Source organism: Terrabacter terrae (assembly GCF_039529575.1).
Lineage (GTDB): Bacteria > Actinomycetota > Actinomycetes > Actinomycetales > Dermatophilaceae > Terrabacter > Terrabacter terrae.
This window is the reverse complement of sequence record NZ_BAAANB010000021.1, coordinates 939,750-965,876: the sequence shown is the minus strand read 5'-3', so window position 1 is coordinate 965,876 and position 26,127 is coordinate 939,750. Positions and strand designations below refer to the sequence as shown.

The 26,127-nt window shown below is 72.6% G+C and carries 26 protein-coding genes; 5 read left to right on the top strand and 21 right to left on the bottom strand.

Annotated features, from left to right (window positions below):
• Window position 1: 1 nt before the first annotated feature.
• The gene (locus tag ABD194_RS14600) at window positions 2-1,369 is read right to left on the bottom strand and encodes an MFS transporter (RefSeq protein WP_425579990.1); all 1,368 of its coding nucleotides are present in this window, start codon (window positions 1,367-1,369) and stop codon (window positions 2-4) included.
• A 71-nt stretch (window positions 1,370-1,440) separates the two neighbouring features.
• On the opposite strand from ABD194_RS14600, the gene ABD194_RS14595 reads away from it, so the two are divergent.
• The gene (locus tag ABD194_RS14595) at window positions 1,441-2,445 is read left to right on the top strand and encodes a GlxA family transcriptional regulator (protein ID WP_343992595.1); all 1,005 of its coding nucleotides are present in this window, start codon (window positions 1,441-1,443) and stop codon (window positions 2,443-2,445) included.
• A gap of 13 nt (window positions 2,446-2,458) precedes the next feature.
• Here the strand turns inward: ABD194_RS14595 and ABD194_RS14590 are convergent, their stop codons facing one another.
• The 10 genes from ABD194_RS14590 to ABD194_RS14545 all read right to left on the bottom strand — a co-directional run bounded on the left by ABD194_RS14590 (window position 2,459) and on the right by ABD194_RS14545 (window position 13,216).
• Window positions 2,459-3,682, bottom strand: a complete 1,224-nt coding sequence (locus ABD194_RS14590) for a N(5)-(carboxyethyl)ornithine synthase (RefSeq protein ID WP_343992593.1) — start codon at window positions 3,680-3,682, stop codon at window positions 2,459-2,461.
• Window positions 3,683-3,778: 96 nt separating this feature from the next.
• Complete coding sequence (rlmN, locus tag ABD194_RS14585; RefSeq protein ID WP_343992590.1) at window positions 3,779-4,990, bottom strand: dual-specificity RNA methyltransferase RlmN; 1,212 nt, start codon at window positions 4,988-4,990, stop codon at window positions 3,779-3,781.
• 39 nt (window positions 4,991-5,029) lie between these two features.
• Window positions 5,030-5,821 (bottom strand): SDR family NAD(P)-dependent oxidoreductase, encoded by a 792-nt coding sequence (locus ABD194_RS14580; protein ID WP_343992588.1) that lies wholly within the window; start codon window positions 5,819-5,821, stop codon window positions 5,030-5,032.
• Between the two features lie 11 nt (window positions 5,822-5,832).
• Entirely contained in the window at window positions 5,833-6,867 is a 1,035-nt protein-coding gene (locus ABD194_RS14575) for a phosphatidate cytidylyltransferase (RefSeq protein ID WP_343992586.1), read from the bottom strand.
• Window positions 6,868-6,872: 5 nt separating this feature from the next.
• Complete coding sequence (frr, locus tag ABD194_RS14570; protein WP_343992584.1) at window positions 6,873-7,430, bottom strand: ribosome recycling factor; 558 nt, start codon at window positions 7,428-7,430, stop codon at window positions 6,873-6,875.
• A 113-nt stretch (window positions 7,431-7,543) separates the two neighbouring features.
• Window positions 7,544-8,272, bottom strand: a complete 729-nt coding sequence (gene pyrH, locus ABD194_RS14565; protein WP_343992582.1) for a UMP kinase — start codon at window positions 8,270-8,272, stop codon at window positions 7,544-7,546.
• Between the two features lie 102 nt (window positions 8,273-8,374).
• Entirely contained in the window at window positions 8,375-9,502 is a 1,128-nt protein-coding gene (locus ABD194_RS14560; RefSeq protein WP_343992580.1) for an aminotransferase class V-fold PLP-dependent enzyme, read from the bottom strand.
• A 31-nt stretch (window positions 9,503-9,533) separates the two neighbouring features.
• Window positions 9,534-12,194 (bottom strand): DUF4153 domain-containing protein, encoded by a 2,661-nt coding sequence (locus ABD194_RS14555; protein WP_343992577.1) that lies wholly within the window; start codon window positions 12,192-12,194, stop codon window positions 9,534-9,536.
• A complete protein-coding gene (locus ABD194_RS14550) occupies window positions 12,191-12,973 on the bottom strand; it encodes a response regulator (RefSeq protein ID WP_343992575.1) in 783 nt (260 codons plus the stop codon). The genes ABD194_RS14555 and ABD194_RS14550 overlap by 4 nt, the downstream gene beginning before the upstream one ends.
• 69 nt (window positions 12,974-13,042) lie before the next feature.
• Window positions 13,043-13,216, bottom strand: coding sequence for a DsrE/DsrF/DrsH-like family protein (locus ABD194_RS14545; RefSeq protein ID WP_343992573.1), 174 nt, complete (start codon window positions 13,214-13,216; stop codon window positions 13,043-13,045).
• A gap of 18 nt (window positions 13,217-13,234) precedes the next feature.
• On the opposite strand from ABD194_RS14545, the gene ABD194_RS14540 reads away from it, so the two are divergent.
• Window positions 13,235-13,411: a hypothetical protein gene (locus ABD194_RS14540; RefSeq protein ID WP_343992571.1), complete on the top strand. Its 177-nt coding sequence runs from the start codon at window positions 13,235-13,237 to the stop codon at window positions 13,409-13,411.
• Window positions 13,412-13,616: 205 nt separating this feature from the next.
• Here the strand turns inward: ABD194_RS14540 and ABD194_RS14535 are convergent, their stop codons facing one another.
• The 3 genes from ABD194_RS14535 to rpsB form a co-directional block, all read right to left on the bottom strand.
• Window positions 13,617-14,480 carry a hypothetical protein gene (locus ABD194_RS14535; protein ID WP_343992569.1) on the bottom strand — a complete coding sequence of 288 codons (864 nt, stop codon included), beginning with the start codon at window positions 14,478-14,480 and terminating at the stop codon, window positions 13,617-13,619.
• 186 nt (window positions 14,481-14,666) lie between these two features.
• On the bottom strand, window positions 14,667-15,497 hold the full coding sequence (gene tsf / locus ABD194_RS14530) for a translation elongation factor Ts (protein WP_343992567.1): 831 nt from the start codon (window positions 15,495-15,497) through the stop codon (window positions 14,667-14,669).
• 64 nt (window positions 15,498-15,561) lie between these two features.
• Window positions 15,562-16,482, bottom strand: coding sequence for a 30S ribosomal protein S2 (gene rpsB / locus ABD194_RS14525; protein WP_343992565.1), 921 nt, complete (start codon window positions 16,480-16,482; stop codon window positions 15,562-15,564).
• A 286-nt stretch (window positions 16,483-16,768) separates the two neighbouring features.
• Here rpsB and ABD194_RS14520 point away from each other — a divergent pair, with 286 nt between their 5' ends.
• From ABD194_RS14520 to ABD194_RS14510, 3 genes are all read left to right on the top strand, one after another.
• Window positions 16,769-18,712 (top strand): DUF6541 family protein, encoded by a 1,944-nt coding sequence (locus ABD194_RS14520; RefSeq protein WP_343992563.1) that lies wholly within the window; start codon window positions 16,769-16,771, stop codon window positions 18,710-18,712.
• 172 nt (window positions 18,713-18,884) lie between these two features.
• The gene (locus ABD194_RS14515; RefSeq protein WP_343992561.1) at window positions 18,885-20,069 is read left to right on the top strand and encodes a pyridoxal phosphate-dependent aminotransferase; all 1,185 of its coding nucleotides are present in this window, start codon (window positions 18,885-18,887) and stop codon (window positions 20,067-20,069) included.
• A gap of 97 nt (window positions 20,070-20,166) precedes the next feature.
• On the top strand, window positions 20,167-20,709 hold the full coding sequence (locus tag ABD194_RS14510; RefSeq protein ID WP_343992558.1) for a M23 family metallopeptidase: 543 nt from the start codon (window positions 20,167-20,169) through the stop codon (window positions 20,707-20,709).
• 15 nt (window positions 20,710-20,724) lie between these two features.
• Here the strand turns inward: ABD194_RS14510 and ABD194_RS14505 are convergent, their stop codons facing one another.
• The 7 genes from ABD194_RS14505 to ABD194_RS14475 form a co-directional block, all read right to left on the bottom strand.
• Window positions 20,725-21,663 (bottom strand): tyrosine recombinase XerC, encoded by a 939-nt coding sequence (locus ABD194_RS14505; protein ID WP_425580016.1) that lies wholly within the window; start codon window positions 21,661-21,663, stop codon window positions 20,725-20,727.
• A gap of 82 nt (window positions 21,664-21,745) precedes the next feature.
• A complete protein-coding gene (gene dprA / locus ABD194_RS14500; RefSeq protein WP_343992554.1) occupies window positions 21,746-22,852 on the bottom strand; it encodes a DNA-processing protein DprA in 1,107 nt (368 codons plus the stop codon).
• The gene (locus ABD194_RS14495) at window positions 22,842-22,976 is read right to left on the bottom strand and encodes a hypothetical protein (RefSeq protein WP_343992552.1); all 135 of its coding nucleotides are present in this window, start codon (window positions 22,974-22,976) and stop codon (window positions 22,842-22,844) included. The genes dprA and ABD194_RS14495 overlap by 11 nt, the downstream gene beginning before the upstream one ends.
• Window positions 22,973-24,535 carry a YifB family Mg chelatase-like AAA ATPase gene (locus ABD194_RS14490; RefSeq protein WP_343992550.1) on the bottom strand — a complete coding sequence of 521 codons (1,563 nt, stop codon included), beginning with the start codon at window positions 24,533-24,535 and terminating at the stop codon, window positions 22,973-22,975. Before ABD194_RS14490 ends, ABD194_RS14495 begins: the two co-directional genes overlap by 4 nt.
• On the bottom strand, window positions 24,535-24,900 hold the full coding sequence (locus ABD194_RS14485; RefSeq protein ID WP_343992548.1) for a YraN family protein: 366 nt from the start codon (window positions 24,898-24,900) through the stop codon (window positions 24,535-24,537). The genes ABD194_RS14490 and ABD194_RS14485 overlap by 1 nt, the downstream gene beginning before the upstream one ends.
• A gap of 124 nt (window positions 24,901-25,024) precedes the next feature.
• Window positions 25,025-25,345, bottom strand: coding sequence for a DUF2469 domain-containing protein (locus tag ABD194_RS14480; RefSeq protein ID WP_343992546.1), 321 nt, complete (start codon window positions 25,343-25,345; stop codon window positions 25,025-25,027).
• Entirely contained in the window at window positions 25,342-26,115 is a 774-nt protein-coding gene (locus ABD194_RS14475; protein ID WP_343992544.1) for a ribonuclease HII, read from the bottom strand. Before ABD194_RS14475 ends, ABD194_RS14480 begins: the two co-directional genes overlap by 4 nt.
• Window positions 26,116-26,127 lie beyond the last annotated feature (12 nt).

Here is a 26,127-nt window from a genome sequence, read left to right as displayed (position 1 = left end):
CTCACTGTGCCGCCGCGGCGTCGGGCGCGCCAGCGTCCGTGCGCCGAGGTGACGCATCTGACAGGCGAGCGGCAGTGATCGCGACGCACATGGCAGCCGCCGCGAGACAGAGCGCGCCGGCCACGTACCAGGCGAGGGTGTAGGCGCCGAGGTGGTCACGCACGAGCCCGGCGCCGAGCGCTGCGGCGGCCGCCCCGAGCTGGTGCGACGCGAAGACCCAGCCGAAGACGATCGGTGCCCGCTCGCCGTAGGCGCTGCGGCACAGGGCGATCGTCGGCGGCACCGTCGCGACCCAGTCGAGCCCGTAGAAGAGGACGAAGGCGAGCATGTTGACGTGCATCGAGTCGCTGAACAGGGACGGGAGCAGGAACAGCGAACCGCCGCGGAGCGTGTAGTACGCCGCGAGCAGGACCCGGGGGTCGACCCGGTCGGTCAACCAGCCCGAGAAGATCGTCCCTGCCACGTCGAAGACACCGACGAGCGCGAGCAGGCTCGCCGCCGTGGTCGTCGGCATGCCGTGGTCGTGCGCGGCGGGGATGAAGTGGGTGCCGACGAGGCCGTTGGTCGAGGCGCCGCACACGGCGAAGCTGCCGGCGAGTAGCCAGAACACCCGGGTGCGGGCGGCGTGCCGCAGCGTGTCGACGGCAAGGCGTGCCGGGTGGCCGGTGGGCCGTGGCGGACGGGTCACCGACGTCCCGGCGGGCGCGCCGTAGGCGGTCAGGCCGAGGTCGCTGGGGTGGTCGTGCAGCTTCCAGAGCACGAGCGGGACGACGCTCATCGCCGCACCTGCCGTGACGACGGCCGCGCTGCGCCAGCCGTGGTGGGCGGCGAGCCAGGCGAGCACGGGCAGGAAGACCAGCTGGCCGGTGGCTCCGGCGGCGGTGAGGATGCCGGTCACGAGCCCGCGCCGTTGGACGAACCAGCGTCCCGTGACGGTGGCGACCAGGCCCATCGACATGGCGCCGGTACCGAGGCCCACGACGACGCCCCAGCACAGGACGAGCTGCCAGGACCGGGTCATCCAGATCGGCAGCAGCGACCCGGCGCTGACGAGGACGAGCGCCACCGCGATGACGCGCTGGATGCCGAGGCGCTCCATGAGGGCTGCGGAGAAGGGCGCCGCCAGCCCGAAGAGGACGAGGTTGACCGAGACCGCACCCCCGATGACGCCCATGGGCCAGCCGAACTCGTCGTGCAAGGGGGTCATGAGGACGCCGGGGGTCGACCGGAAGCCGGCGGCCCCGATGATGGTCAGGAACGTGACGACCGCAACCCACCACGCGGGGTGGATGCGGTGTCGGCGGGCGGAGGGCAGCGATCCGTCGGGGACGGTCGGGTCGGCGGCGGAGTGTCGGTCCGTGAGGCTCACGGGCCCATCCTGCGGCATGCGCAGCCGGTCGAACGAGTGGCCGGATGGACGTGATGTGCAAGGATCTGGCCATGCGACACGAGCCCGGCCGTCCCCATCTCGTGGTGGTCCTGGCCCTCGACACGGCGGTCGCCTTCGAGGTCGGCCTGCCCCACCGCTTCCTGCGCGCGAACGCGCTCGACCCCGGCTGGCCCGGGCCGGCCACGGGCGCGCACGCCCCGTACGACGTGCACCTGGTGACGCTCGATGACGGACCCGTCACGACCTCGGCGGGGTATGCCGTCCTGCCGACCCACCCGAACACCGAGCTCGCCCGCGCGGACACGGTCGTCGTGCCTGGCATCAACGGTGACATCGTCGCCACCGGCAGCCTGCCCGACGAGCTCCGCACCCTCGCCGCGACGGCGCGTCCGGACGCGCGCTGGCTGTCGATCTGCACCGGCGCGTTCGTCCTCGCGGCCCTCGGCAAGCTCGACGGGCGCGAGGCGACGACGCACTGGTGTCACGCCGATGCTTTCCGGCGGCACTTCCCGCGAGTGCGACTGAACGCCGACGTGCTCTACGTCGACCACGGTGACGTGCTCACGTCGGCCGGCAACGCCGCCGGCATCGACCTGCTGCTGCATGTGCTGCGCTCGGACCTCGGCACCGAGGCCGCCAACCGGGTCGCTCGCGGCGCCGTCGTGGCCCCGTGGCGCGCCGGCGGCCAGGCGCAGTTCATCGACCGCCCGGTGCCCGACGAGACGGATGCCGGCACCGGTCCGACCCGGGCCTGGGTGCTGGAGCACCTCGACGAGCCGATCGCCCTGACCGACATGGCGCGTCACGCCGGGACCAGCGTGCGCACCTTCACCCGGCGCTTCCGTGAGGAGACGGGCGAGACAGCCGGCTCCTGGCTCGCTCGCGCTCGGGTCGACCGCGCCCGGCACCTCCTCGAGACGACCGACCTGCCCGTCGACCGGGTCGCTGCTGCGGCGGGCTTCGGCACCAGCGCGTCACTGCGCCAGCACCTGTCCGTGGCGGTGGGGCTGCCCCCGCTCGCGTACCGTCGCACCTTCCGGCCGGAGCTGCCCTGAGGCGAGCGGCCTGTCAGGTCGCGATCGGCAGGTGCGGGTGCCGGGGTGAGCGCCCTTGGAACGACAGGATGGCCGGGTTCTGCACCACCCCGCCCCGGATCTCGATGGCGCGCCGGATCGTCGGCGACCGGTCCCAGGCGGCAGGGCCGCCCATGACGGTGGGCAGAAACGGCAGGAGGGCCTCGCTGATCTCCCAGGTCGCGGCATCCCAGAGGTAGGAGGGACTGTGGTCGACGGCGTAGTAGAGCACGTGATCGCCCACTGTGAACGCCGGCTCGGCGAAGCTGGTGGGGCGGGCCCAGCTGAAGCCCATCCCCTCGTCGCACGACACGTCGATGATGATGCTTCCCGGGGCCATTCGCTTGAGGTCGTCCTCGGTCATGAAGAGCAGTGGCGCGTCGGTGTCCTGGAGCACACAGTTGACGACGACGTCATGGCCGGTGAGGAACTCCCCCAGCACCACCGGCCCGTGCTGCGTGGCGACGTGGCTCACCCGGCCGGGACTGCCGTCGGTGTCGAAGTGGACGATGTTGGCCGTGTGAATGGGCGCTGCGACCGCTGCGCGCTGCCGGTGGGTCAGCACGTCGACCTCGCCGATGCACAGGGCGTTCAGGGCCGTCACTGCCCCGCGGGCCGTCGCCCCGAACCCGATGACCACGGCACGCCGGTGCGGGCCGTAGGCGCCGGTGATGCCGGCGACCTGCATCGCGTGCAGCACCGAGCAGTAGCCGGCCAGCTCGTTGTTCCTGTGGAAGACGTGCAGGTTGAAGGAGCCGTCCCGGTTCCAGTGGTTCATCGCCTCGAAGGCGATCAGGGTGAGCTCCCGGTCGATGGCGACCTGCGTCAGCTGTGTGTCCTGCACGCAGTGCGGCCAGCCCCAGAGGGCCTGCCCGACCCGGAGGCCGACGATGTCGGCGAGCAGCGGCTTGGGCGCGAGGACGACGTCGCACTCCTGCACCAGCTGCGCCCGGCTCCGGAAGCCGCCGACGTAGCGCTCGAGCTCGTCGTCGGCCACGCCGAAGCGCTCGCCGTAGCCGTGCTCGACGAAGATCCCCTCCCGTAGGGCGGCCGGGATGCGGTCGAAGTGCCGAGGATGCAGCGGCAGCCGGTGCTCGTTCTCCTTCAGCGACCGTCCGAGGACGCCGACGCTGAGCTCGAACGACTCCGCCGGACCGATGGGACCGAGCGGACCGACCTGCTCGACCGGCTCGACCGGCTCGACATGGGCCTGGACCATGGGTGCACCTCCTGGCGACCACTCCCCACGCCCGCCCCGGTGCCCCTCACCAGCGCCCGCGGCGGGGCACTGCCTCTGCTCGCCAGCCTAGCCGCGTCAGGCGGTGGCGGCAGCGAGTTGGCCGCAGGCCCCGTCGATGTCCTGGCCGCGGGTGTCACGAATGGTCGTCGGGATGCCGTGCGCGCGCAGCCGCTCCACGAAGTTCTGCTCCACGCCGGGGCGTGACGCCGTCCACTTCGAGCCCGGCGTCGGGTTGAGCGGGATCGGGTTGACGTGCACCCACCCCTTGCCGCGGCGGGCGAGCTTCTCGCCGAGCAGGTCCGCGCGCCAGCCCTGGTCGTTGATGTCGCGGATCAGGGCGTACTCGATGGAGACCCGTCGACCGGTGGCATCGTAGTAGCGGTACGCCGCGTCGAGCGCCTCGTCGACGGACCACCGGGTGTTGATCGGCACGAGCTCGTTGCGCAGCTCGTCGTCGGGGGCGTGCAGTGACAGGGCCAGCGTCACGGGGATGCCCTCGGCCGTCAGCTTGTCGATGCCGGGCACGAGGCCGACCGTCGACATGGTGATGCCGCGCGCCGACATGCCCAGGCCGTCGGGGGCGGCGTCGGTGAGGCGACGGATGGCGCCGATGGAGGACTTGTAGTTGGCCAGCGCCTCGCCCATCCCCATGAAGACGACGTTGCTGACCCGCAGCGGCGCCTCCCGGTCCTCGTCTCCCCCGCCCGCGAGCTCGCCGCGGCGCAGCGCCCGGGCCGCCCACACGACCTGCTCGACGATCTCGGCCGCCGAGAGGTTGCGGGTCAGGCCCGCCTGGCCGGTCGCGCAGAACGGGCAGTTCATGCCGCAGCCGGCCTGGCTGGAGATGCAGATCGTCACCCGGTTCGGGTAGCGCATGAGCACCGACTCGACGATGGCACCGTCGTGCAGGCGCCACGCGTACTTCATCGTCTGGCCGTCGTCGGCGACGCGCTCGACGACGGGCGTGAGCAGCGTCGGGAGCAGGTCGGCGACGAGGTCGGAGCGGACCCCCTTGGGAAGGTCGGTCATCTGCTCCGGGTCGTCCTCGAGCCGCTCGAAGTAGTGCGTCGAGAGCTGCTTGGCCCGGAAGCCCTTGTGGCCCAGCGACTCCACCGCCTCCTTGCGCTCGGCCGGCGTGAAGTCGGCGAGGTGGCGCGGCGGTTTGCCGCGCCGGGGGGCCGTGAAGGTCAGCTGGCCCGGCTGGGGGCGGGTGGTCGTCGGCTCGGGCAGCGCGACGGGTGCCGGCTCTGGTGCCGACTCGGGTGCGGGGGCGGGAGTGTCAGTCATCTCCCCTCCAGTGTCTCAGGCGGAGTCAAAACGGCGCTGTCACCGAGGCGCGCGCTGCTCGGCCACCGCGTTGCCCCCGTCGACGACGAGGACCTGGCCCGTGACGTAGGACGCCTCCCGGCTGGCGAGGAAGGCGACGCCTGCCGCGACCTCGTCCGCCGTGCCGGAGCGGCCGACCGGCGTCGAACGCCCCTCCTGCGCCTCGTCCGGGGTCTGGGAGGCCGTCGCGACCCAGCCGGGAGCGACGGCGTTGACCGTGGTCCCGTGCGGCCCCTCGTCGACGGCGAGCGCCCGGGTCAGGCCGAGCAGGCCGGCCTTGGCGGTGGCGTAGGCGACCTCGCCCCGCATGGCCATCACGGCGCCCGTCACGCTGCTGACGAGCACGAGCCGGCCGGCCCCTGAGGCGCGCAGGTGCGGCAGCGCCGCCCGGCTGACGAGGTATGCCGTGTCGAGGTTGCGTGCCAGCGAGCGGTGCCAGCGGTCGGGGTCGGTGGCCTCGAGGTCGCCGCCGAGCGGGTCGGGGTCGGCCGCGCTGGTCATGCCGGCGTTGTTGACGACGACGTCGAGCCGGCCGTGCCGCAGCAGGCAGGCGTCGACGAGCGCCCGGGCCGTCGACTCGTCGGTGAGGTCGCCGACGTGGCAGCCGGCCGTGATGCCCTCGTCCCGGAGCTCGGCGGCTCGCTCCTCGACCCGGTGGGTCGTCGCGCCGAGCACGACCGTCGCGCCCATCCGCCCCAGCAGCCGCGCCGTGGCGAAGCCGATGCCCTCGGGGCTGCCGGCGCCGGTGACGAGAGCCACGCGGCCGGCCTGCCCGAACGGAGGCGTCGTCACCTCGCGGGTCCTCAGGCCGGCTTGGCGGCGAGCAGCGTCAGCACCGCCCAGACGATCGGCGCCACGACGACGAGCGAGTCGAGGCGGTCCATGATGCCGCCGTGCCCGGGCAGCACGTTGGACATGTCCTTGATGCCGAGGTCGCGCTTGATGAGCGACTCCATCAGGTCGCCCACGGTGGCGGCGACGGCGACGCCCACCCCGAGCGCCAGGCCGATGACCCAGGAGCGGTCGAGCAGCAGGTGGACGGTCAGCGAACCGGCCACGACGCACAGGACCACGGAGCCGCCGAAGCCCTCCCAGGATTTCTTGGGACTGATGGAGGGCGCCATCGGGTGCTTCCCGAGGAGGACGCCCGCCGCATACCCCCCGACGTCGCTGCACACGGTGGTGATGAGGAAGACGAACATCCGCCCCACCCCGTCCGGGGGCGCCAGCAGCAGCGCGGCGAACCCGACGAGGAAGGTGGGGTAGGTCGAGATGAAGATCCCGCCGAGCGCGTCGCGGCCGGCGCCCTCGGGGCGGCCCGTGCCGCGCCACAGCACGACGGCGAGGCCGGTCAGGGCCCAGGCGACGACGAGGCCGGCGGGGCCGTGGACGTAGGCCGCCCACAGCACCCCGACCATCCCGACGAGGGGCGGCACCAGCGGGGCCTCGACAGCGGCGTGCCGCAGGGCGGCGCGCAGCTCCCAGATGCCGATGCCGACCGCGACCGCGACCACGGGGAGGAACGACTCCTTGCGGATGAGCAGGCTCGCCACGATGACGACGCCGAGGCCCATCCCGACGGCGATGGCCGCCGGGAGGTTGCGCCCGGCACGGCTCTGCTTCTTCTCGAGGACGACCTCGGGCGGCAGACCCGCCAGCTCGTCGAGCCTGGGGTCGTAGGGCACCGGCTCGAGCGGCCCGGGCGCGCCGGCGGAGTCGTCGTCGCGCTCGCTCGGCAGCTCACCGCCGCCGTCACCGCGCCCGGCGGACGGGGCCGGCGCGCGCGTCGGATCCACGGGTTCCGACGGCTGGTCGGTCGTCATTGTGGGATCGAGCACCGAGGTCACACCTCGAGCAGCTCGGTCTCCTTGGCCTTGACGAGGGCGTCGACGAGGTCGGTGTGCTTCTTGGTCAGGCCGTCGAGCTCCTTCTCCGCGCGCGTGCCGTCGTCCTCGCCGACCTCGCCGTCCTTGACGAGCTTGTCGAGGTCGGTCTTGGCCTTGCGACGGATGTTGCGCACCGAGACGCGCGCCTCCTCGGCCTTGTGGTTCGCCAGCTTGATGTACTCGCGGCGGCGCTCCTCGGTCAGCTCGGGCATGACGCACCGGATCTGGTTGCCGTCGCTGCTCGGGTTGACCCCGAGGTCGGAGTCGCGGATCGCGCGCTCGATGGCATGGATCGCCGACTTGTCGAAGGGGATGACGAGGATCGTGCGCGGCTCGGGGTTCTGGAACGAGGCCAGCTGCTGCAGCGGGGTCGGCGCGCCGTAGTACTCGACGGTGAGCTTGTTGAACAGCCCGGGGTTGGCGCGGCCGGTGCGGATGCCCGCGAAGTCCTCCTTGAGGACCTCGACGGCCTTGTCCATCTTCTCCTCGGCCTCGAACATCGTCTCTTCGATCATGTCTCTTCGGTTTCCTCGTCCCTCGTTCGTGCTAGTGCTCGTGCGGGTGCGCGTGCTGGTGTGCGATGCGGCGCCGTTCGCGCGGGTCTCGTGACCCGGCGCGATGGCCGGGCTCAGGCGTTGGTGACCAGCGTGCCGATCTTCTCACCGAGCAGGGCGCGCGTGATGTTTCCCGCGCCCTCCATGCCGAAGACCACCATCGGCAGCTTGTTCTCCATGCAGAGGCTGAACGCGGCCGCGTCGACGACCTTGAGCCCCTCGGCGAGGGCGTCGTTGAAGGTGAGGGTGTCGAGCTTCTTCGCGTCGGGGTTGGTGCGCGGGTCGGAGTCGTAGACGCCGTCGACACCGTTCTTGGCGATGAGCACCGCGTCGCACTTGATCTCGAGGGCCCGCTGGGCGCTCACCGTGTCGGTCGAGAAGAAGGGCATGCCCGCGCCGGCGCCGAAGATGACGACGCGGTGCTTCTCGAGGTGGCGGATCGCGCGACGCGGGATGTAGGGCTCGGCCACCTGCTGCATCGCGATCGCGGACTGGACGCGGGTCTCGACGTCCTCCTTCTCGAGGAAGTCCTGCAGCGCGAGGCAGTTCATGACGGTGCCCAGCATGCCCATGTAGTCGGCGCGGGTCCGGTCCATCCCCCGCTGCTGCAGCTCGGCGCCGCGGAAGAAGTTGCCGCCGCCGATGACGACGGCGACCTCGACGCCCTGGTGCACGGCCTCGGCGATCTGCTTGGCGATGCCGGACACGACGGCCGGGTCGAGGCCGATGCGGCCGCCGCCGAACACCTCGCCGGAGAGCTTGAGAAGGACCCGGCGGAAGGGGGTCGCTTGGGCATCGGTCATGGCGCAGGGCCTCCTCATGGGCAGCGTTCCGGCGGTCGGTCGATCTTTCCACATCACCCGGGCATCGGCCGCATCGAGGTGCCGGTGGGATGGTCTGCGAGCTCAGCGGGCCAGGACGGCCGGCAGCGCCTCGGCGAGTCGACGGTAGTCGTCCTCGTCGTTGTAGGGAGCCGCCGCCAGCCGCAGGTACCCCCGGCCGCCGAACGCGACGGGCGGGACGACGAAACCTGCCCCGTAGAGCTGCTGCCACAGCGCATCGGCCGACTCAGTGGTGGTGGCCACGCCCGCCGGGAGCGCCACCAGCCGCAGGCAGGGAGCCGAGGGTATGCCGCCGAGCGGGTCGGGTGTGCCCAGCGCGGACCGCACCACCTCCGCCCCGTGGACGAGGAGCTCGGCGTTGCGCTCGACCTGCTCCCACCCGCCCAGCGCCTCCCAGGCGGCGATCCCCTCCGGGACGGCGAGCCACGCCGAGTGGTCGACGGTGCCCTGCAGGTCGAAGCGCTCCGGGTAGGCCAGCCCGTGGCTCCACGACGTGACGAGCGGCCGGAGCGACTCGCGGTGCTCGGGCGTCGCCCACAACGCAGCCGCGGCCCGCGGCGCGTACGCCCACTTGTGCAGGTTGCCGGACCAGAAGGCGACGCCGAGGGACTCGACGTCGAGCCCGGGCAACGAGCCGGGCACGTGGGCCGCGTCCACGAGGACGGGCACGGGCGCCACGGCCGCCGCCACGGCTGCGACGGGAAGCACGAGCGCGGTCGGTGAGGTGATCTGGTCGATGACGACCAGGCGAGTCCGGTCGGTGACCGCGGCGGCGAAGGCTGCCACGACGTCGTCGGGGCCTGCGTCGACGTCGAACGCCGCGGTGCGCAGCCGGGCGCCGCGCACCTCGAGGGTCCAGCCGGCGGTCAGGTAGCCGTGGGTGCTGACGACGACGTCGTCGCCGGGGCCGATGCCGAGTCCCTGCGCCACCACCCCGACCGCCTCGGTGACGTTGCGCACGAGGGCGGTCGACTCGGACGGCAGCCCGAGGAAGCAGGCTGCTGACTGTCGTGCCTCGGAGATCTCGACCGGCAGGTCGTCGCGGAAGGCGCGCATGGGCGCGCGCTCGATGCGGGCGCGGGCCCGGTCCTGGGCCTCGCGGACCGAGCGGGGCACGGCCCCGAAGGCTCCGTGGTTGAGGTGGGTCAGTGTCGGGTCGAGCTCGAAGAGCTCTGCGATGTCGCGACGCACGCGGCCATCCTGCCGCAGCGCCTGGTCGCGGTCAGCGCTGGTACCCGGTGTGGAGCCACGTCGTGCAGGTGACCGGGTCCGGGACCGCGGCCACCGTGGCCGCCACCTGTCCTGCGCGTGCACGACCGAGGTTCCAGCCGAGCAGGTCGTCCGGCTCCAGAGGGGTTCTGTCACGCAGCAGGCACGATGCGAGCGGGCCCGGAAGTCCCGTGGCGATCGAGGGCGTGGCATCCGGTCCGAGGGAGCGGAGGTAGTCCACGTCGAGCTTGCCGGAGGCGGCCAGGCGGTCGATGTTGCGCTCGGCCACCCAGGCCTCCGGGCTCACGAGCCCTCCCACCAGCACGAACGCCGCCGCCGACACGAGGGCCGCCCGGGGCAGCCACCAGCCCGAGAGCCGCACGCCGGCCACGAGGACGAGCACGACCAGCAGCCCCAGCCACAGCTCGAAGGCATCGACGACCACCCGGAGCACGGTGAAGCCGTACGCCTGCTGGTAGAGGTCCATCCGGTGCAGCGCGGATGCGACGACGAGGAGCGTGAGGGCGCAGAGCGAACCGAGGGCGACCCGCAGCAGGAATCGGTCGTGCGACGTCGACCGTGGCGCCTTCCGGGCGGCGAGCGCCACCGTGAGCAGGGTGAGGAGCGTGGCGACCGTGAGTTGGCCGAAGCCCTGGTGCACGTAGTCGGCGTACGTGAGCCCGGTGGTGCGCTGCACGTATGCGTGCCCGCCGAAGAGTGCCGCGGCCTGCGCCACGACGAACGCGAGGGAGAGGGCGACGACGAGGCCGACCGGGACCAGCCACTCCCACGGGTGGGCTACCGGTCGGGCCCCGGGCAGCGCGACGCGCTCGACCTTCGGCGGGTTGAGGGCGACGTAGGCGGCGGCGAGCAGGGCTCCGCCCATCACGAAGCCGACGAACGTGCGGAAGGTGAGGCTGTCCCACCCCAGGTGCGGCACGAGGGCGCCGGCCCACGAGCCGAAAACGGCGTCGCCCGAGGCGAAGAGCCCGCCGAAGACGACGAGCGCGACGACCGAGACGACCGCGGTGCGCACGACCGGCCACAGGACGTGGATCCGGCTGGTGACCGCGACGGTGCGCCCGAGCAGGGGCAGGCCGCGCACGGCGGCCAGGGGCCAGGAGGCGACGCCGGCGAGGAGCGGGAGCAGCCGCTTCGCGTCGGTCAGCGCCGTGGTCAGGAGCACGATGCCGAGCAGGACCGCGAGGACGGTCAGCCACTCGGCAGCACGCAGCACCGAGAGCGAGGCGAGCGCCACACAGAGGACGGCCGTCAGGCGCGTCCATGGCGAGCGGGCGCGCTTCGTGTGCCACAGCACCGCCCCTCCGAGCACGAGCACCGCGAAGAGTGCGACGCCGAGGCCGCGGTACGGCAGCACGATCGCCGAGAGGACGCCGACACCCAGGCAGAGCAGCAGCAGCCGCACCTGGGGCGCCAGTCCCGCCTCGGGCCACAGGTCGCCGAAGAGCGAGTCGACCACCGGCCCCGGAGTCGCCGCCGGAACGGCCGCGGATGCCGCCGGGCGGGGTGTGGGGCGGCCGCCGGCCTCGACGCGAGGCAGGTCGCCCGCCGCGGGGGCCGAGCTCGCCTCCGGGACGCCGGTGCGGGTCGTGGGCTGTGCCGGCACGACGGTCTCAAGACGCTGTGGTGGATCGGCCTCCGGCGAGGTCGGGCGCGGCGAGCGGGGCAACACGGCACGGAGGCGGGCCCCGTGCTCACCCGGCGCCGGTGGGACGGAGGCGATCGAGCCGCCGTGGAGCTCGCAGACCCAGCTGGCGATGGCGAGCCCGATTCCCGTGCCGCCGCCGGAGTCGTCCCCCGAGCCGAACCGGTCGAAGATGCGACCGGCGTGCTCGACGGGGATGCCCTTCCCCTCGTCGGCGACCACGAGCCACCAGCGCTCGGAGCCGTCGGTCCCGGCGCTCACGGTGACCCGGCCCCCGGGCGGGCTGTGCCGGTCGGCGTTGTCGAGAAGGTTGGCCAGCAGCTGCCGCAGCCGGGCGGCGTCGGCGGTGACGTGCAGGGCCGCCGGAACGTCCACGACGTGCACCGTGCCGCGCCGGGACACTCCCGCCTCGGCCACGGCGGCCTCGACGAGCTCGCGGACGTCCACCAGCGCCAGTGCGAGGGGCGTGCGCCCGCCGTCGACCCTGCTGAGGTCGAGCAGGTCCCCGACGAGACCGCCGAGGCGCTCGGCCTGCGCCAGCGCCGTGCGCAGCACGGCGTCGTCCGGCCGCACGACCCCGTCGACGAGGTTCTCGAGCAGTGCCTGTTGGGCCGCGAGGGGTGTGCGCAGCTCGTGGGACACGGTCGCCACGAGCTGGCGGCGCTGCGAGTCGGCCCCGGCAAGGTCCGCGGCCATCGTGTTGAAGGCCTGGGCGAGGATGCCGACCTCGTCGGCCGACGTGGCCGTGACGCGCCGGGAGTAGTCGCCGGTGGCCATCCGCGCCGCCGCGGCGGTCATCTCCCGCAACGGCGAGGTCATCCCGCGCGCGAGCCACTGCGTGACCCCGAGGGCCGCCGCGATGGTGACGGGCAGGGTGAACCACCCGGGCACCCCGGCCCGGTCACCGATGGTCGACACGAGGGAGGCTGCGACGATGCTCGCCGCCACGAGCAGCCCGAGCTTCACCTTGACCGAGCGGACCCCGTCGAGGGGCCGGTCGGGGTTCACCTCGCCTCCTCGCCGGCCGGCTGTCGCTCGAGGGGGTCCCGGCCCGCGACGTCGTACAGGAGGTCACCGCTCTCCAGCGCGTAGCCGACGCCGTGGACCGTGCGCACCCGGCCCGAGCCGATCTTGGCGCGCAGGGACTTCACGTGGCTGTCGAGGGTGCGCGTGCCGCTGGCGTCCGCCCAGCCCCAGACCTCACGCATCAGCTCGTCACGCAGCCGCACGGCGCCCGGCTCACCGGCGAGCGCCAGCAGCAGGTCGAACTCGAGTGGCGTCAGGTGGACCTCGCTCCCCCGGACGGCGACCCGACGGGCCCCCCGGTCGACACTGAGGTCGCCGACCACGAGGACCGGTGGCTGTTCCGTGGCCAGCTCACGCGCCCGGTCGACGCGGCGGAGCAGGGCCCGGATACGAGCGACCACCTCGCGCATGCGGAAGGGCTTCGTCACGTAGTCGTCGGCACCGACCCCGAGCCCGACGAGCAGGTCCGTCTCGTCCGTCCGGGCGGTGAGCATGAGCACCGGGACCGGCCGGGTCGCCTGGATTCGCCGGCACACCTCGAGCCCGTCGAAGCCGGGGAGCATGACGTCGAGCACCACGAGGTCGGGCGCGTGCTCTGCGTGGGCCGTTACGGCACTGGGGCCGTCGAACGCCTGGATGACGCGGAACCCCTCTGCCACAAGGCGATCCGTGACGGCCTGGTTGATGGTCTGGTCGTCCTCGACGACGAGCAACGTCGGCTCGCCCCCGCGCGGCGACCGTGCGGCATACCCCTGTTCCATGACCCCGAGCCTAGGAGCGGCCCCGGGTCGGACGAGGGTGCGACGTGTGGAGATCGTGTGAAGGCGGAGTCAGACGAAGAGCAGCTGTGCGCCCTCGGTCAGCTCGATGAAGTCCGACGCGGAGATCATGCCCTCGACGTCGTCGCGCAGGTCCGCCTCCGTCAGGTGCTGCATGTCCGCCGACATCCGGCACGCCCACAGGTGGCCGCCGGAGGCGACGACCTGGTCGAGGAGCTCGGGCACCTCAGGGATGTCGAGCTCGTGCTCGACCAGGACGTCGGTCTCGAAAGCGATGCCCTTGTCGGCGAGCAGGTGCCCGAGCTCGCGGCTCGCTACCGGCTCGGTGAAGGCTCGGCCCAGCGGGGTGACGTAGACGATCTCGGTCCGGTCCCGCAGGCCGCGGCGACGGAGGTGGTCATCGGCCAGGAACGCGCGTAGCCGAGGGTGCGCCCGTCCACGAGGGAGACCTCACGGGCCTCCGGCTCGATCCGGTCGATGTCGCCCACGACGAAGTCGACGCCGTCAGCGATCAGGGCGTGCCGGCTGCGCCTGACCTGCTCCGGCTCGATGAGCCCGAACGGCAGGAAGAGGTAGCCGAGCTGGTGGTCCCGACGTCGTCCATGTCCACGACGGTGATGCGGGCTCAGCCGTCCTCGCGGTCGGGACTCTCCACCCGGAAGAAGTTCGACTGCCGGCCGTCACGCCGGTTCTCCTGGTAGATGAAGTTCAGCCGTCGGACGTCGAAGGTGTGGAACCACTCGTCCCAGCTGACGTGGCGCAGGTTCTGGTTGTTGCCGCCGAAATCGAGCCGCAGCACCCCGAGGTGGTCACCGTGCTCGGTGCCGTCCACCGTGGCAGGCGTGGCGCCGCGTTCCTCGGCCCACTCCTTGATGACCTCGTGGTGCGTGGTGGCCAGGCTGCGGCCCTCGCGCTCCGGCTCCTCGTCCGGCGAGGTGATCTCCTGGGAGTACTTCACCCCGCTCGACGTCTCCTCACCCACGCGGACGTGCCCGCCGTCGGGGCCTGCGCCCACCTCGCCCTGGGCTTCGTCGCGCCCGTCGCCCTGGTCGCCCTGGTCGCGCAGGTCGCCTTGATCGCTCAGCTCGCCTCGATCGCGCAGGCTGCCTGCGGCCCCGACGTCGGGCACGTCCGGCACACCGGCGGTGGTGTCCGCCCGGCCGTAGCCTCCGTCGACGTCGCCGCCTGCAGCGGCGCCCGCGTCCGAGAAGCCCTCGCCCAGCTCGTCCACGTTCGCATCGGCAGTCGCATCGGCGCGGGGCGCCTCGTCCGGCGACGGGATGGTCTCCCCGCCACCCGTCTGCGCTGCACCTGCGCCCACCCCCTCTTCCTCGCCGGGGCGGGGCTCGTCGGCCATCGTGATCACCTCACGCGCCGGCACCTCGACGGCCTCATCGGCCGGTCGCGGCTCGTCCACCGGCCTGTCGCGCTCCTCGACCTCGTGGACCTCGAAGACCTGGGGGCTCTCGTTCCGCGGCTGCTCACCCATGGGGATTCCTCTCGCTCGGGTTCGGATGTGCGAGTCCCCTACCCCGCAGCCGGCGCTGTTCACGGCGCCGGCGGCCTCCGCGCCCTGCCCCGCTCAATCGATGGCTGCGATGTCGCCGAGACGCGACGATGCCGGCCGCCCCGACTGGGGCGACCGGCATACGTGGTCGTGCTGGAGGTCAGGACCTCACTGGCCGACGCGGAAGCGCGCGAAGGACTTCGCCGAGGCGCCGCCCTCCTCGAGCACCTTGCCGACGGTCTTCTTGGCGTCCTTGGCGAAGGCCTGCTCGAGCAGGACGTTCTCCTTGAAGAAGCCGTTGACGCGACCCTCGATGATGCGGGGAAGGGCAGCCTCGGGCTTGCCCTCCTCCTTGGCCGTGGCCTCGGCGACGCGACGCTCGTTCTCGACCGTGTCGGCCGGGACCTCGTCACGCGTCAGGACGGTGGGGCTGAACGCCGCGATGTGCATCGCGACGTCGCGACCGACGGTCTCGTCGCCGCCCTCCAGGGCGACGAGGACACCGATCTGCGCGGGCAGGTCGGGGCTCGTCTTGTGGAGGTAGGAGACGACCTTCTCGCCCTCGAGGCGGGCCACGCGGCGGACCTCGATCTTCTCGCCGATGGTCGCGTTCGCCTCGTCGAGCAGCTCCTTGACGGTCTTGCCGTCCTCGAGCGTGCTCGCGAGGAGGGAGTCTGCGTCGGTCGCGCCGGCGGCGACGGCCTGCGTGAGGACCTGGTCGGCGAGGGCGATGAACTTCTCGCCCTTGGCGACGAAGTCCGTCTCGCAGTTGACCTCGACGAGGGTGCCGACGCCGTCGGTGGCCGAGGCCGCCACGAGACCGTTGGAGGCCGAGCGCCCCTCACGCTTCGTGACGCCCTTGAGGCCCTTGACACGCAGGATCTCGATGGCCTTGGCGCGATCGCCGTCGGCCTCGTCGAGGGCCTTCTTGACGTCCATCATGCCGGCGCCGGTCTGCTCACGCAGCGCCTTGATGTCAGCGGCGGTGTAGTTCGCCATGCTCTGTATCGCTCTTTTCGTCAGTGGAGATTGACTGTGGGTGCTCGGTGTCGGACCGGCAGGCTCAGGCCTGCTCGGCACCGGCCGTCGCGTCAGCAGCCGGGGCCTCGGCCGGAACTTCGGCGGGGGCCTCTGCCGGGGCGTCGACCGCGGTCTCGGCGGCGACCTCGGGGGACGGCGTCTCGACGGGGGTCTCGACGGGCGTCTCGGTCGTGGCGGCGGCCTCGGCGTAGAGCTCGCGCTCCCACTCGGCCAGCGGCTCCTCGGCCTGCGTGTCGGCGCCGGACTTGCCGGACGAGCGCTGCACCAGGCCGTCGGCGACGGCGTCGGCGATGACCCGCGTCAGCAGCGTGACGGAGCGGATCGCGTCGTCGTTGCCGGGGATCTTGTAGTCGACCTCGTCGGGGTCGCAGTTCGTGTCGAGGATCGCGATGACCGGCAGGCCGAGCTTGCGGGCCTCGTCGACGGCGAGGTGCTCCTTCTTGGTGTCGACGATCCAGACGGCCGAGGGGACCTTGGCCATCGTGCGGATGCCGCCCAGGGTCTTCTCGAGCTTGTCCTTCTCGCGCTTGAGGATGAGCAGCTCCTTCTTCGTGTAGCCCGAGCCGGCCACGTCGTCGAAGTTGAGCTCCTCGAGCTCCTTGAGGCGCGTGAGGCGCTTGGAGATCGTCTGGAAGTTGGTGAGCATGCCACCGAGCCAGCGGTGGTTGACGTACGGCATGCCGACGCGGGTCGCCTGCTCGGCGACGGGCTCCTGGGCCTGCTTCTTGGTGCCGACGAAGAGGATCGTGCCGCCGTGGGCCACGGTCTCCTTGACGAAGTCGTACGCGTTGTTGATGTACGTCAGCGACTGCTGCAGGTCGATGATGTAGATGCCGTTGCGCTCGGTCATGATGAAGCGCTTCATCTTCGGGTTCCAGCGACGGGTCTGGTGCCCGAAGTGGACGCCGCTCTCGAGGAGCTGGCGCATGGTGACGACGGCCATTGCCGTGTTCTCCCTTGTGTCGTTGTTGTCAGTTGTGTGTGGGCGCTGGCACCCGGCGGACACGCGGAGCACGTGACGCGGCGGACGGCATACGACCTCACTCCTGGCGCCTGACGCACCCCGCCCCACCGCGAGGTGGGGACTGCCGTGGTGCGACCCGGTCCGGCGGACCGGCAGAAGACGCGCGAATTACGGCCGCGTGCGCGTGAGCACACGAGACCGCAGCCCATGGTACGGGGTGACCCGGGTCGTGGTGAAATCGCGGTGACCAGCCACAATGGCCCGCATGGCGTACTGGCAGGACACGATCCCCACCTTCGTCGTCCTCACGGTGGTGCTCTTCCTGCCCGGCTGGCTCGTCGTGCGCGCCCTCGGCGCCCGCGGGCTCGAGGCCCTGGCGGTCTCGCCCGCCGTCTCGACGGGTCTCATCGCCGCCTTCGCGACCGTGGCCCAGCGCCTGGGGGTGCGCTGGGGTCTGCTGCCCCTCGTCGTCGCCACCCTCCTGGCGGTCGTCGTCGCCTGGCTGGCGAGACGGCTCTTCGGACGGCACGACGCCGACCTGCATCCCGCCCGCCGCCTCCTCGGGCGCCCGCGACCCGATGCCGTCGCCGCGATCGCCATCGGCGCGGTGCTCGCGCTCGCGACGATCCTGCCGGCGATGGGACGGCCCGACGAGCTCGTCGACTCCCCCGACGCCGTCTACCACCTGGGCCGGATCAAGACGTTCCTCGAGACCGGCAACTTCTCCATCGCCAACCCCACCTTCTACCCCAACGGCTTCCACTCCTGGGTGGCGACGGGCCTGCTGCCGGGCACCGCCGGCGTGCTGCCGGGCACCAACATCGCGACCATCGTGCTCGCCGCCGTGGCGTGGCCGGTCGGCTGCGTGGCCCTCGTCCGGCACGCGCTCGGCACCTCGCGACTCGTGACGTATGCGGCCGGCCTCGCCTCCGCGGCGTTCATCGCCTTCCCGACGACCCTCCTCGGCTGGGGCGTGCTGTGGCCCAACCTCATGGCGACCGCCCTGACCCCCGGAGCGCTGGCGCTCATGCTGCAGGCGGCGCGGTCGGGGCGGGTCGGCCAGTGGCTGGCCTTCGCTGCCGCCATGCCGGGCCTCGCCCTCATCCAGCCCAACGCGCTCGTGGCCCTCGTCGCCTTCGCCCTGGTGTGGTTCGTCACCGCCCGGCTGCGCGCCGGGCTGCTGCACCACATCACCTGGCCCAAGGTGGCGAGGGACCTCGCGGTCGTGGCCGTGCTCGTGGCCGCCGGCCTCGTCGCCGCCCCGGCCGTCTCGGCCCAGCTCGCCTCGACGCAGTCCTACCAGTGGAAGGACAAGGTCTCCATCTGGACGGCGCTCGTGGAGGTCGTCGGTGGCCGCGTGCTGATCTTCGACGTGCTCTGGGGGCTGCTCGTCCTTCTCGCACTGGGGATCGGCTGGATCGTGCTGCGCGCGCGCGCCGCCCTCCCGGTCGTGGCGATGTGGCTGGCCTGCGTGGCGCTCTACGTGCTGGCGGCGTGGTCGACGATGTCGTGGACCGCCCTCGTGACGGGCTACTGGTACAACGACAAGGTGCGGCTGGCCTCGCTGGCCGCAGTGCCCGGCGTCGTGCTCGTCGCCGCCTCCGCGCCGGCCGTACGCGAGCTGCTGAGCCGCGTTCCGGCGCTCGGCCGACGACCGGTGGTGCCCGCGGTCGTGGGCGCCCTCGTCATCCCGGCGCTGACCCTGGGGCTCAACGGAGGCACCAGGGACGACATGCTCACCGGCTTCTTCCGGCCGAACCAGCCGCAGAAGGTCATCCTCAGCAAGACCGAGCAGGCGTCGCTGGGCCGGCTGGCCGCGCTCATTCCCGCCGGCCAGGGGGTGGTGGGTCGCCCCGAGAACGGGTCCCCGCTCATGTGGCCGCTCTTCGGGACGAACACCCTCTACCGCTCCATCCCCATCCCCACGACCGGTGACCAGATCGTCATCGGCACCGGGTTCAACGACATGGCGCACCGGCCCGACGTGTGCGAGGCGCTGGCCCGCAACAACGTGCGGTGGGCCATCGACTCGCCGCACGTCTACTGGCTCGACAAGCCCGAACGGTCCTCGGGGCTGAAGGACCTCGGCAAGGTCGGCGGCGTCGTCGCCGTGCGGACCGACGGCGAGTACACCCTCTACCGCATCATCGGCTGCGGTCTCGGGGGTGCCGTGGCCGGCGCCGGGGCGGCGGGCGCGGGGGCGTCCTGAGGCGGGCCGGCAGACGCCGGAGAGGACCTTTCGAATAGGTCGCAGCACGGGTGTAACGCTCGCGGGGCTGCCGTCGATGGAGCAGGTGGCGATCCCACCCGGACCCCTGACCGGGTGGGGTCGTCCATGTCCGCTCCTGCCGTGCACGAGGGGCGTGGCTACGCTCGGGCCCATGAGCACGCCGCTGATCTCCCGGATGCAGCCCTTCGGCACCACGATCTTCGCCGAGATGTCGGCCCTCGCGCAGCGGACCGGCAGCATCAACCTGGGGCAGGGCTTCCCCGACACGGATGGGCCGCGCGTGATGCTCGAGGCGGCGAAGGCCGCCATCGACGGCGGGCGCAACCAGTACCCGCCCGGCGCCGGGGTTCCCGAGCTGCTCGAGGCGGTGGCCGGGCACCAGCAGCGCTTCTACGGCCTCACCCTGGACCCTGCGTCGCAGGTCCTCGTCACCGCGGGGGCCACCGAGGCGATCGCCTCGGTCGTCCTCGCGCTGTGCGAGCCCGGTGACGAGGTGGTCACCTTCGAGCCCTACTACGACTCGTATGCCGCCACCATCGCCCTCGCCGGCGCCGCCCGTCGCACCTCGGTGCTGCGGTTCCCCGACTTCGCGGTCGACGAGGCGTCCCTGCGGGCTGCCTTCTCGTCCCGGACCCGGCTCGTGCTGCTCAACACACCGCACAACCCCACGGGCAAGGTCTTCAGCCGCGCGGAGCTCGAGCTCGTCGCGGAGCTCGCGCGGGAGTACGACGCGTGGGTCGTGACGGACGAGGTCTACGAGCACCTCGTCTTCGACGGCGCGGAGCACGTGCCGGTGGCGACGCTGCCCGGGATGTTCGAGCGCACCATCACCATCAGCTCCGCCGGCAAGACCTTCTCCGCGACCGGGTGGAAGGTCGGCTGGCTCTCGGGTCCGGCCGAGGCCGTCGCGGCGGCGCGGACGGTCAAGCAGTTCCTGACCTATGTCGCGTCCGGGCCCTTCCAGCCGGCCGTCGCGGCGGCCCTCGGGCTGGGTGACGACGTGTATGCCGGCCTGCGCAACTCGCTGCAGGCCAAGCGGGACCTGCTGTGCTCGGCCCTGGCGGCCTCCGGGCTGCAGGTGTCGCAACCGGCGGGCACGTACTTCGTCATCGCCGATGCCGCGCCGCTCGGGGCGGTGGACGGGCTGGAGTTCGCGCGCCGGTTGCCGGAGCTCGCCGGCGTCGTGGGCGTGCCCGTGTCGGTCTTCCACGACGACCAGGAGGCGGCGCGCACCCTGGTCCGCTTCGCCTTCTGCAAGCAGGACCACGTCCTCGTCGAGGCGAGCCGCCGCCTGGCCTCCGCCGGTCGGGCCGGCGGCCTCCGGCCCGTCGAGTGAGGGCGCGCCGGTCCACACCTGCTGGGCCGGCTCGGCGGTTGTCCACACCCGCGGCGGCGCCGGCCCGGGTGCGGCGGACCGGACCGACGATGGGGACATGTCGATCGGCTCAGGGCTCCTCGCGGCAGTGCTCGCCACCGCGTCGGTGACCACGGCCGGCGTCATCCCTGCAGGCGATCCGTTGTCCGTCCCGCCCGCCGGACGGGCGGTCGGTCCCGTGACGACGTCAGGCCGCTGGGTGTGGCCGTTGGATCCTCGGCCCGAGGTGGTGCGACGCTTCGACCGGCCGGACCAGCCGTGGCTGCCGGGACATCGCGGCGTCGACCTCGCCGCATCGGTGGGCCAGCCGGTGCTCGCCCCGACCGAGGGCCAGGTCACGTGGTCCGGCGTGGTCGCCGGCAGGTCGGTGGTCGTCGTCTCGCACGAGGGCGGCCTGCGCAGCACGTTCGAGCCGGTGGCCGCCGCGGTGTCGTTGGGCACGCCGGTCAGGCGTGGAGAAGGCGTCGGCGTGGTGACGGCGACGCCGGGTCACTGCGCCCCACGAACGTGCCTCCACTGGGGCGTGGTGCGTGGGGAGTCCTACCTGGACCCGCTCTCCCTCGTCGGTCGGGCGAGAGTGGTCCTGCTCCCGGTCCCCTGAGCGGTTGGCGTCGCCTCAGGCGCGTGGGTGGGCCTGCTCGTAGCTGCGTCGCAGCCGGTCGACCGAGACGTGGGTGTAGATCTGGGTGGTGGCGAGGCTGGCATGACCCAGGATCTCCTGCACCATGCGCAGGTCGGCCCCGCCCTCGAGCAGGTGGGTGGCGGCGCTGTGCCTCAGGCCGTGGGGCCCCAGGTCCGGCGCGTCGGGCAGGTGGGAGAGCAGCTCGTGGACCGCCGAGCGCACCTGCCGCGTGTCGACGCGTCGTCCACGCCTGCCCAGGAAGAGCGCGGGACCCGAGTGGTCGCGCACCAGGCGAGAGCGGACCGCGAGCCAGGACTCGAGCGCCCGGCGCGCGGGTGCGCCGAAGGGGACGATGCGCTCCTTGGCGCCCTTGCCCAGGACGCGGACGACGTCCTGGGCGAGGTCCACGTCGTCGACGTCCAGCCCGGCCAGCTCACCGACGCGGATGCCGCTGGCGTAGAGCAGCTCGAGTATCGCGCGGTCCCGGACGTGGATGGGGTCGTCGTCGTCCGCACGGGTGGCGGCCAAATCCAGCAGCTGGGAGGCCTCCCCCTGGCGTAGCACCTCGGGCAGGTGGGCCTGCCGCTTGGGGGCGACCAGCCGCAGGGACGGGTCTGCGGCGATGCGCCCGGTGTGCTCGGCCCAGCGCAGGAAGGTGCGAGCGCTGGCGGCCCGTCGGGCGATGGTGGCGCGGGCCGCGCCCGCATCCGCCTGGGCGCCGAGCCAGGACCGCAGGTCGCCGATGCGCAGGTCCCCGATCGTGTCGATGCCCTGTGCTGCCGCGAACGCGAGCAGGTGACGGATGTCGCCGAGGTAGGCCCGGCTGGTGTGCGCCGATCGCCCGCGCTCAGCGCCCAGGTGCCGGGCGTAGGCGTGGAGCAGTTCGGCGTGCTCCTCCAACACGTCCGTCCTCGCGGCACCCGCCTTCGTCACATCCGTCACTTGGGCACCATCGCAAACCGCGGCTGCCTTGGCAAGCGCACTTCTCACCCCGAGGCCCGCGCCGGCGGGGCAGTCAGCCCGCCGTCGTGAGGCGGCGCTGCGGACGCTTGCGCCACGTGCCGGCGGACTCTGTCACGAGGCCCAGTCGTTCCAGCCGGCCCAGTGCGGCGCGGACCACGAGCGGCGGCTGGGCCACGGAGCGGACGACGGCGTCCAGAGGCAGCGCGGAGCGGAACGGCACCGCCTCGAGGACGGACGCGTCGAGGGGCGGGAGACCGTCCTCGGGCCGAACCAGCCCGCGCGCCGGCTCACAGGCGTCGGCACCGAGGTCACCGACGAGGTCGATGACCTCCTCTGTGCTCGTCACGAGCACGGCCCGGCCGTCGCGGATCTCCTGGTGACAGCCCGAGGAGGTCATCGAGGTGATCGGTCCGGGGACGGCCCCGACGTGGCGCCCGGCCTCGATTGCGTGCTTGACGGTGTTGCGCGACCCCGACCTCAGGTCTGCCTCGACCACGACCGTGCCGCGCGTCATGCCGGCGATCAGCCGGTTGCGGGCCAGGAACCGCGACTTCATCGGTGCCGACCCGGGCGCCACCTCGGAGACCACGAGCCCGTCGCGGGCGATCCGCGAGATGAGGGTGGCGTGGCCCGACGGGTAGGGCCGTTCGACGCCGCCGGCGAGGACGGCCACGGTGGCCCCGTCGACCGCGAGCGCGCCACGGTGGGCACTGCCGTCGATCCCGAACGCGGCACCCGAGACCACCGACCAGCCGCGTCGGGCCAGCCCCGCGGCGAGGTCTGCCGCCACCTGCTCCCCGTAGGCGGTCGCCGTGCGCGAGCCGACGACGGCCACCGATCGCTCGACCGTCTCTGCGAGGTCGAGCGGACCGCGCACCCACACGCAGTACGGAGGGATGGGAATGCCGCCGAGTCGCTCGGGCCACTCGTCGTCTCCGGGGACCACCACCCGCGCGCCCACCTTGGCGGCGATGTCGAGGTCGCGCTCCGTGTCGAGGGACGCGACTCTCGGCCGGAACCTGGCGAGGGTCCCGCTGCCGGCACGGATCCTCACCACCGCCTCGACCGGGCCCACCTCGTCGAGGAGGGTGCGAACCTCCTGGTCGCAGGGCTCCGCGAGCCGCGACAACGCCGCTCGGGCGAACCGGTCAGCGTCCACCGCGCGCCTCCAAGCTGTCGTCGTCGATGGGCTCCGCGTCGATGGGCTCCGCGTCGACGGGCTCGCCGCCGATGTCGCCGCCGTAGCCGGCGGCCTGGGTGCCCCGGGTGCGTGGCGCCCTCATGCCGCCACCCCGGACCGGTGGCGCAGCGACAGGGCGAGGTCGACCTCGTCGCGCCCCGGCCGCTGCAGCCTGGTCACGTCGGCGATCGTCCACGCGCAACGCAGCGTCCGGTCATAGCCCCGAAGGCTCAGCGCTCCGCTCTCGAGCGACCGGTCGAGCGTCGCCGTGGCCGAGGTCGGCAACCGCCACGGGCGTCCGCGCAGCACCGAGCCGGGCACATCGGCGTTGACGCCGCGGCGCGTCTCGAGCACCTCTCGCCAGCGCTCCCCCTGCGCACTGCGGGCACCAGCCACCCGGGCTGCGACGGAGGCGCTCGACTCGCCGGCGGCAGCACCGGCCATGGACAGGCCGGGCGGCTGGACGTGCACCTGCAGGTCGACGCGGTCGAGCAGCGGGCCGCTCAGCTTGCCGAAGTAGGACCGGCGCATCATCGGCGTGCACGTGCAGTCGAGGCCCTTGCCCCATCCGTTGCCGCACGGACACGGGTTCGCCGCCAGGACGAGCTGGAAGCGCGCGGGGAACGTGACGGTCTCCTGAGCGCGAGCGATGGAGACCGACCCCCGTTCGAGCGGCGTGCGCAGCGACTGCAGCACGCTCTTGTCGAACTCGGGGGTCTCGTCGAGGAAGAGCACACCGCGGTGGGCCTGCGTGATGGCACCGGGGCGGATGCGGCCGCTGCCGCCTCCGATGACGGCCGCCTGAGAGGCGCCGTGGTGCGGTGCCACGAACGGGGGACGCGAGATGAGCCGCACGTCCTCGCCGTCCCCGAGCGCGCCGAGCACCGAGTGGATCGCCGTGACCTCCATCGACTCGGCCTCGTCGAGTGCCGGCAGCAGCCCGGGCAGCCGCTCGGCGAGCATCGTCTTGCCGGCCCCGGGCGGCCCGGCCAGGAGCAGGTGGTGCCCGCCGGCTGCGGCGATCTCGAGGGCAAGCTTCGCGTCGGCCTGGCCCACGACCTCGCTGAGGTCTCGCACGGGCGGTGGCTCGGGTGGCACCACGAGCGGCACCGCGACCTCGTCGACGGCGCGGCCACGACCGAGCGCGTCGTAACGGTGCACGAGCTCCATGACGTCGGCCACCGGGTGCACCTGGACCCCGGAAACCAGGCGCGCCTCACCCGCGTTGCCCACCGGGACGACCACGTGCCGCACCCCCGTGAGCGCTGCTGCGCGGACGAGGGGAAGCACCCCGGGCACCGGGCGCACCGTGCCGTCGAGCCCGACCTCACCGATGTGGACGACGTCGCGCACGACGCCGACCTGCACGAGCTCCATGGCGGCGGCGACGGCGACGAAGATGCCGAGGTCGAAGCCGGTGCCGACCTTGCGCTCGCCGGCCGGCGAGAGGTTGACGGTGACGCGCCGCTGGCTGACCGGCATCTTGTCGATGAGGGCGGCCGCTGCCTTGATCCGGTCCGACGACTGCTTCACGGCGGAGTCCCCGAGACCGCTGATGGCGAACCCGGGCAGCCCCGGCGTCACGTGCGCCTCCACCTCCACCACGAAGCCCAGGACCCCACGGAGACCGACTGAGCGCGTGCGGCCCAGCCCGGTGCCCATCAGCAGACCCCGCGCAGGTGCTCGAGGCGGGCCGGGCCCGATCGCGGGCGCAGGATCGAGACGACGTCGATGCGCAGGGCCAGCCCTCGAACGAGCTGGTCGTGCTCGTCACGCCACAGCCCGGCCAGGCGTCGCAGGCGCCGTTGCTTCGACCAGGTCACCGCCTCGAAGGGGGCACCGTAGGCCTCGGTCGTGCGGGTCTTGACCTCGCAGACGACGAGCTCTCGACCGTCCACGGCCACGACGTCGATCTCACCGCGGACGCAGCGCCAGTTGCGGTCGAGGATCGTCACACCCTGGGCGAGCAGGTAGCGGCACGCCAGGCGTTCGCCGTAGTCGCCGAGGGCGCGGGTCGAGAGGTCCATGCCGACCACCCTCCCGGGGCGCCGCCGGCAGGGACACCCGTCAGCCCGAGGCTGTGGACGGCATACGTCCTCGGGAAGGGGGTGTGGACAACACCCGCCTCACGGCGTCACCGCGGTCACCGCGTCAGGAGAAGTCGCCGTTCTCGGGCAGCTTGATGTCGGGCTTGGGCAGCTCTTCGACGTTGACGTCCTTGAAGGTCACGACCCGGACGTTCTTCACGAAACGGGCCGGGCGGTAGATGTCCCAGACCCACGCGTCGGCCATCGTCACGTCGAAGAAGACCTCGCCGCCGTCGCTGCGCACCTTGAGGTCGACCGAGTTGGCCAGGTAGAAGCGGCGCTCCGTCTCGACGACGTGGGTGAAGAGACCGACGACGTCGCGGTACTCCTTGTAGAGCTGGAGCTCCATCTCGGTCTCGTACTTCTCGAGATCTTCCGAACTCACCTGATCGCCGTTCCTGTCTGCTCTGCCGTCATGGGCGTCGGAGCGATGGTCTCCGTCACCTCATTGAACACCTCGACCTGCTCGCCGGTGTACACGCCGGGCAGGCGCCACGACCGTCGGTGCAGCTCGCACGGCCCCAGGCGTGCCAGCGCGTCCATGTGCTCGGGGGCGGAGTAGCCCTTGTTGAGGGCCCAGCCGTATGCCGGGTGCTCGCCCCCGAGCGCCACCATCAGCTCGTCGCGCTCGACCTTCGCCAGCACGCTCGCCGCGGCCACCGAGGAGCACTTCAGGTCGGCCTTGACCATGGTGGTCACCGGCGGCGTGGCCGGCCCGGTCTCCTCGGCGAAGGCGAACAGCCCGATCCCGTCGGGTGCCGTCAGCCAGTCGTGGTTGCCGTCGAGGATCACGAGGTCGGGCACGACGCCGAGCGCTGCCAGCGCCCGGGTGCCGGCCAGGCGCAGGGCCGCCATGATGCCGATCTCGTCGATCTCGTCGGCGCCGGCGTGGCCCACGGCGTGGGCGACCGCCCAGCGCTGGATCCGGGGCACGAGCGCGGTGCGCGCCTTCTCGGTGAGCAGCTTCGAGTCCTTGACGCCGACGGGCGCCGACCGCACGGTCTCGTCGATGACCACGACTCCCACGCTGACCGGCCCGGCGAGCGCGCCGCGACCGACCTCGTCCATGCCCGCCAGCAGGCGATGGCCGGATCGCTGCAGCGCTCGCTCGACGCGCAGCGAGGGCTTCTTCGAGGGTGGTGCCGGAGGTGCCATGGAGCCGGGGCG

Bases quoted from the DNA above. Each gene is read 5' to 3' on its own strand.
- ABD194_RS14595 (WP_343992595.1), top strand. From the start codon at position 1,441: ATGCGACACGAGCCCGGCCGTCCCCATCTCGTGGTGGTCCTGGCCCTC.
- ABD194_RS14590 (WP_343992593.1), bottom strand. From the start codon at position 3,682: ATGGTCCAGGCCCATGTCGAGCCGGTCGAGCCGGTCGAGCAGGTCGGT.
- rlmN (WP_343992590.1), bottom strand. From the start codon at position 4,990: ATGACTGACACTCCCGCCCCCGCACCCGAGTCGGCACCAGAGCCGGCA.
- frr (WP_343992584.1), bottom strand. From the start codon at position 7,430: ATGATCGAAGAGACGATGTTCGAGGCCGAGGAGAAGATGGACAAGGCC.
- pyrH (WP_343992582.1), bottom strand. From the start codon at position 8,272: ATGACCGATGCCCAAGCGACCCCCTTCCGCCGGGTCCTTCTCAAGCTC.
- ABD194_RS14550 (WP_343992575.1), bottom strand. From the start codon at position 12,973: ATGGAACAGGGGTATGCCGCACGGTCGCCGCGCGGGGGCGAGCCGACG.
- ABD194_RS14535 (WP_343992569.1), bottom strand. From the start codon at position 14,480: ATGGGTGAGCAGCCGCGGAACGAGAGCCCCCAGGTCTTCGAGGTCCAC.
- tsf (WP_343992567.1), bottom strand. From the start codon at position 15,497: ATGGCGAACTACACCGCCGCTGACATCAAGGCGCTGCGTGAGCAGACC.
- rpsB (WP_343992565.1), bottom strand. From the start codon at position 16,482: ATGGCCGTCGTCACCATGCGCCAGCTCCTCGAGAGCGGCGTCCACTTC.
- ABD194_RS14520 (WP_343992563.1), top strand. From the start codon at position 16,769: ATGGCGTACTGGCAGGACACGATCCCCACCTTCGTCGTCCTCACGGTG.
- ABD194_RS14515 (WP_343992561.1), top strand. From the start codon at position 18,885: ATGAGCACGCCGCTGATCTCCCGGATGCAGCCCTTCGGCACCACGATC.
- ABD194_RS14510 (WP_343992558.1), top strand. From the start codon at position 20,167: ATGTCGATCGGCTCAGGGCTCCTCGCGGCAGTGCTCGCCACCGCGTCG.
- ABD194_RS14495 (WP_343992552.1), bottom strand. From the start codon at position 22,976: ATGAGGGCGCCACGCACCCGGGGCACCCAGGCCGCCGGCTACGGCGGC.
- ABD194_RS14490 (WP_343992550.1), bottom strand. From the start codon at position 24,535: ATGGGCACCGGGCTGGGCCGCACGCGCTCAGTCGGTCTCCGTGGGGTC.
- ABD194_RS14485 (WP_343992548.1), bottom strand. From the start codon at position 24,900: ATGGACCTCTCGACCCGCGCCCTCGGCGACTACGGCGAACGCCTGGCG.
- ABD194_RS14475 (WP_343992544.1), bottom strand. From the start codon at position 26,115: ATGGCACCTCCGGCACCACCCTCGAAGAAGCCCTCGCTGCGCGTCGAG.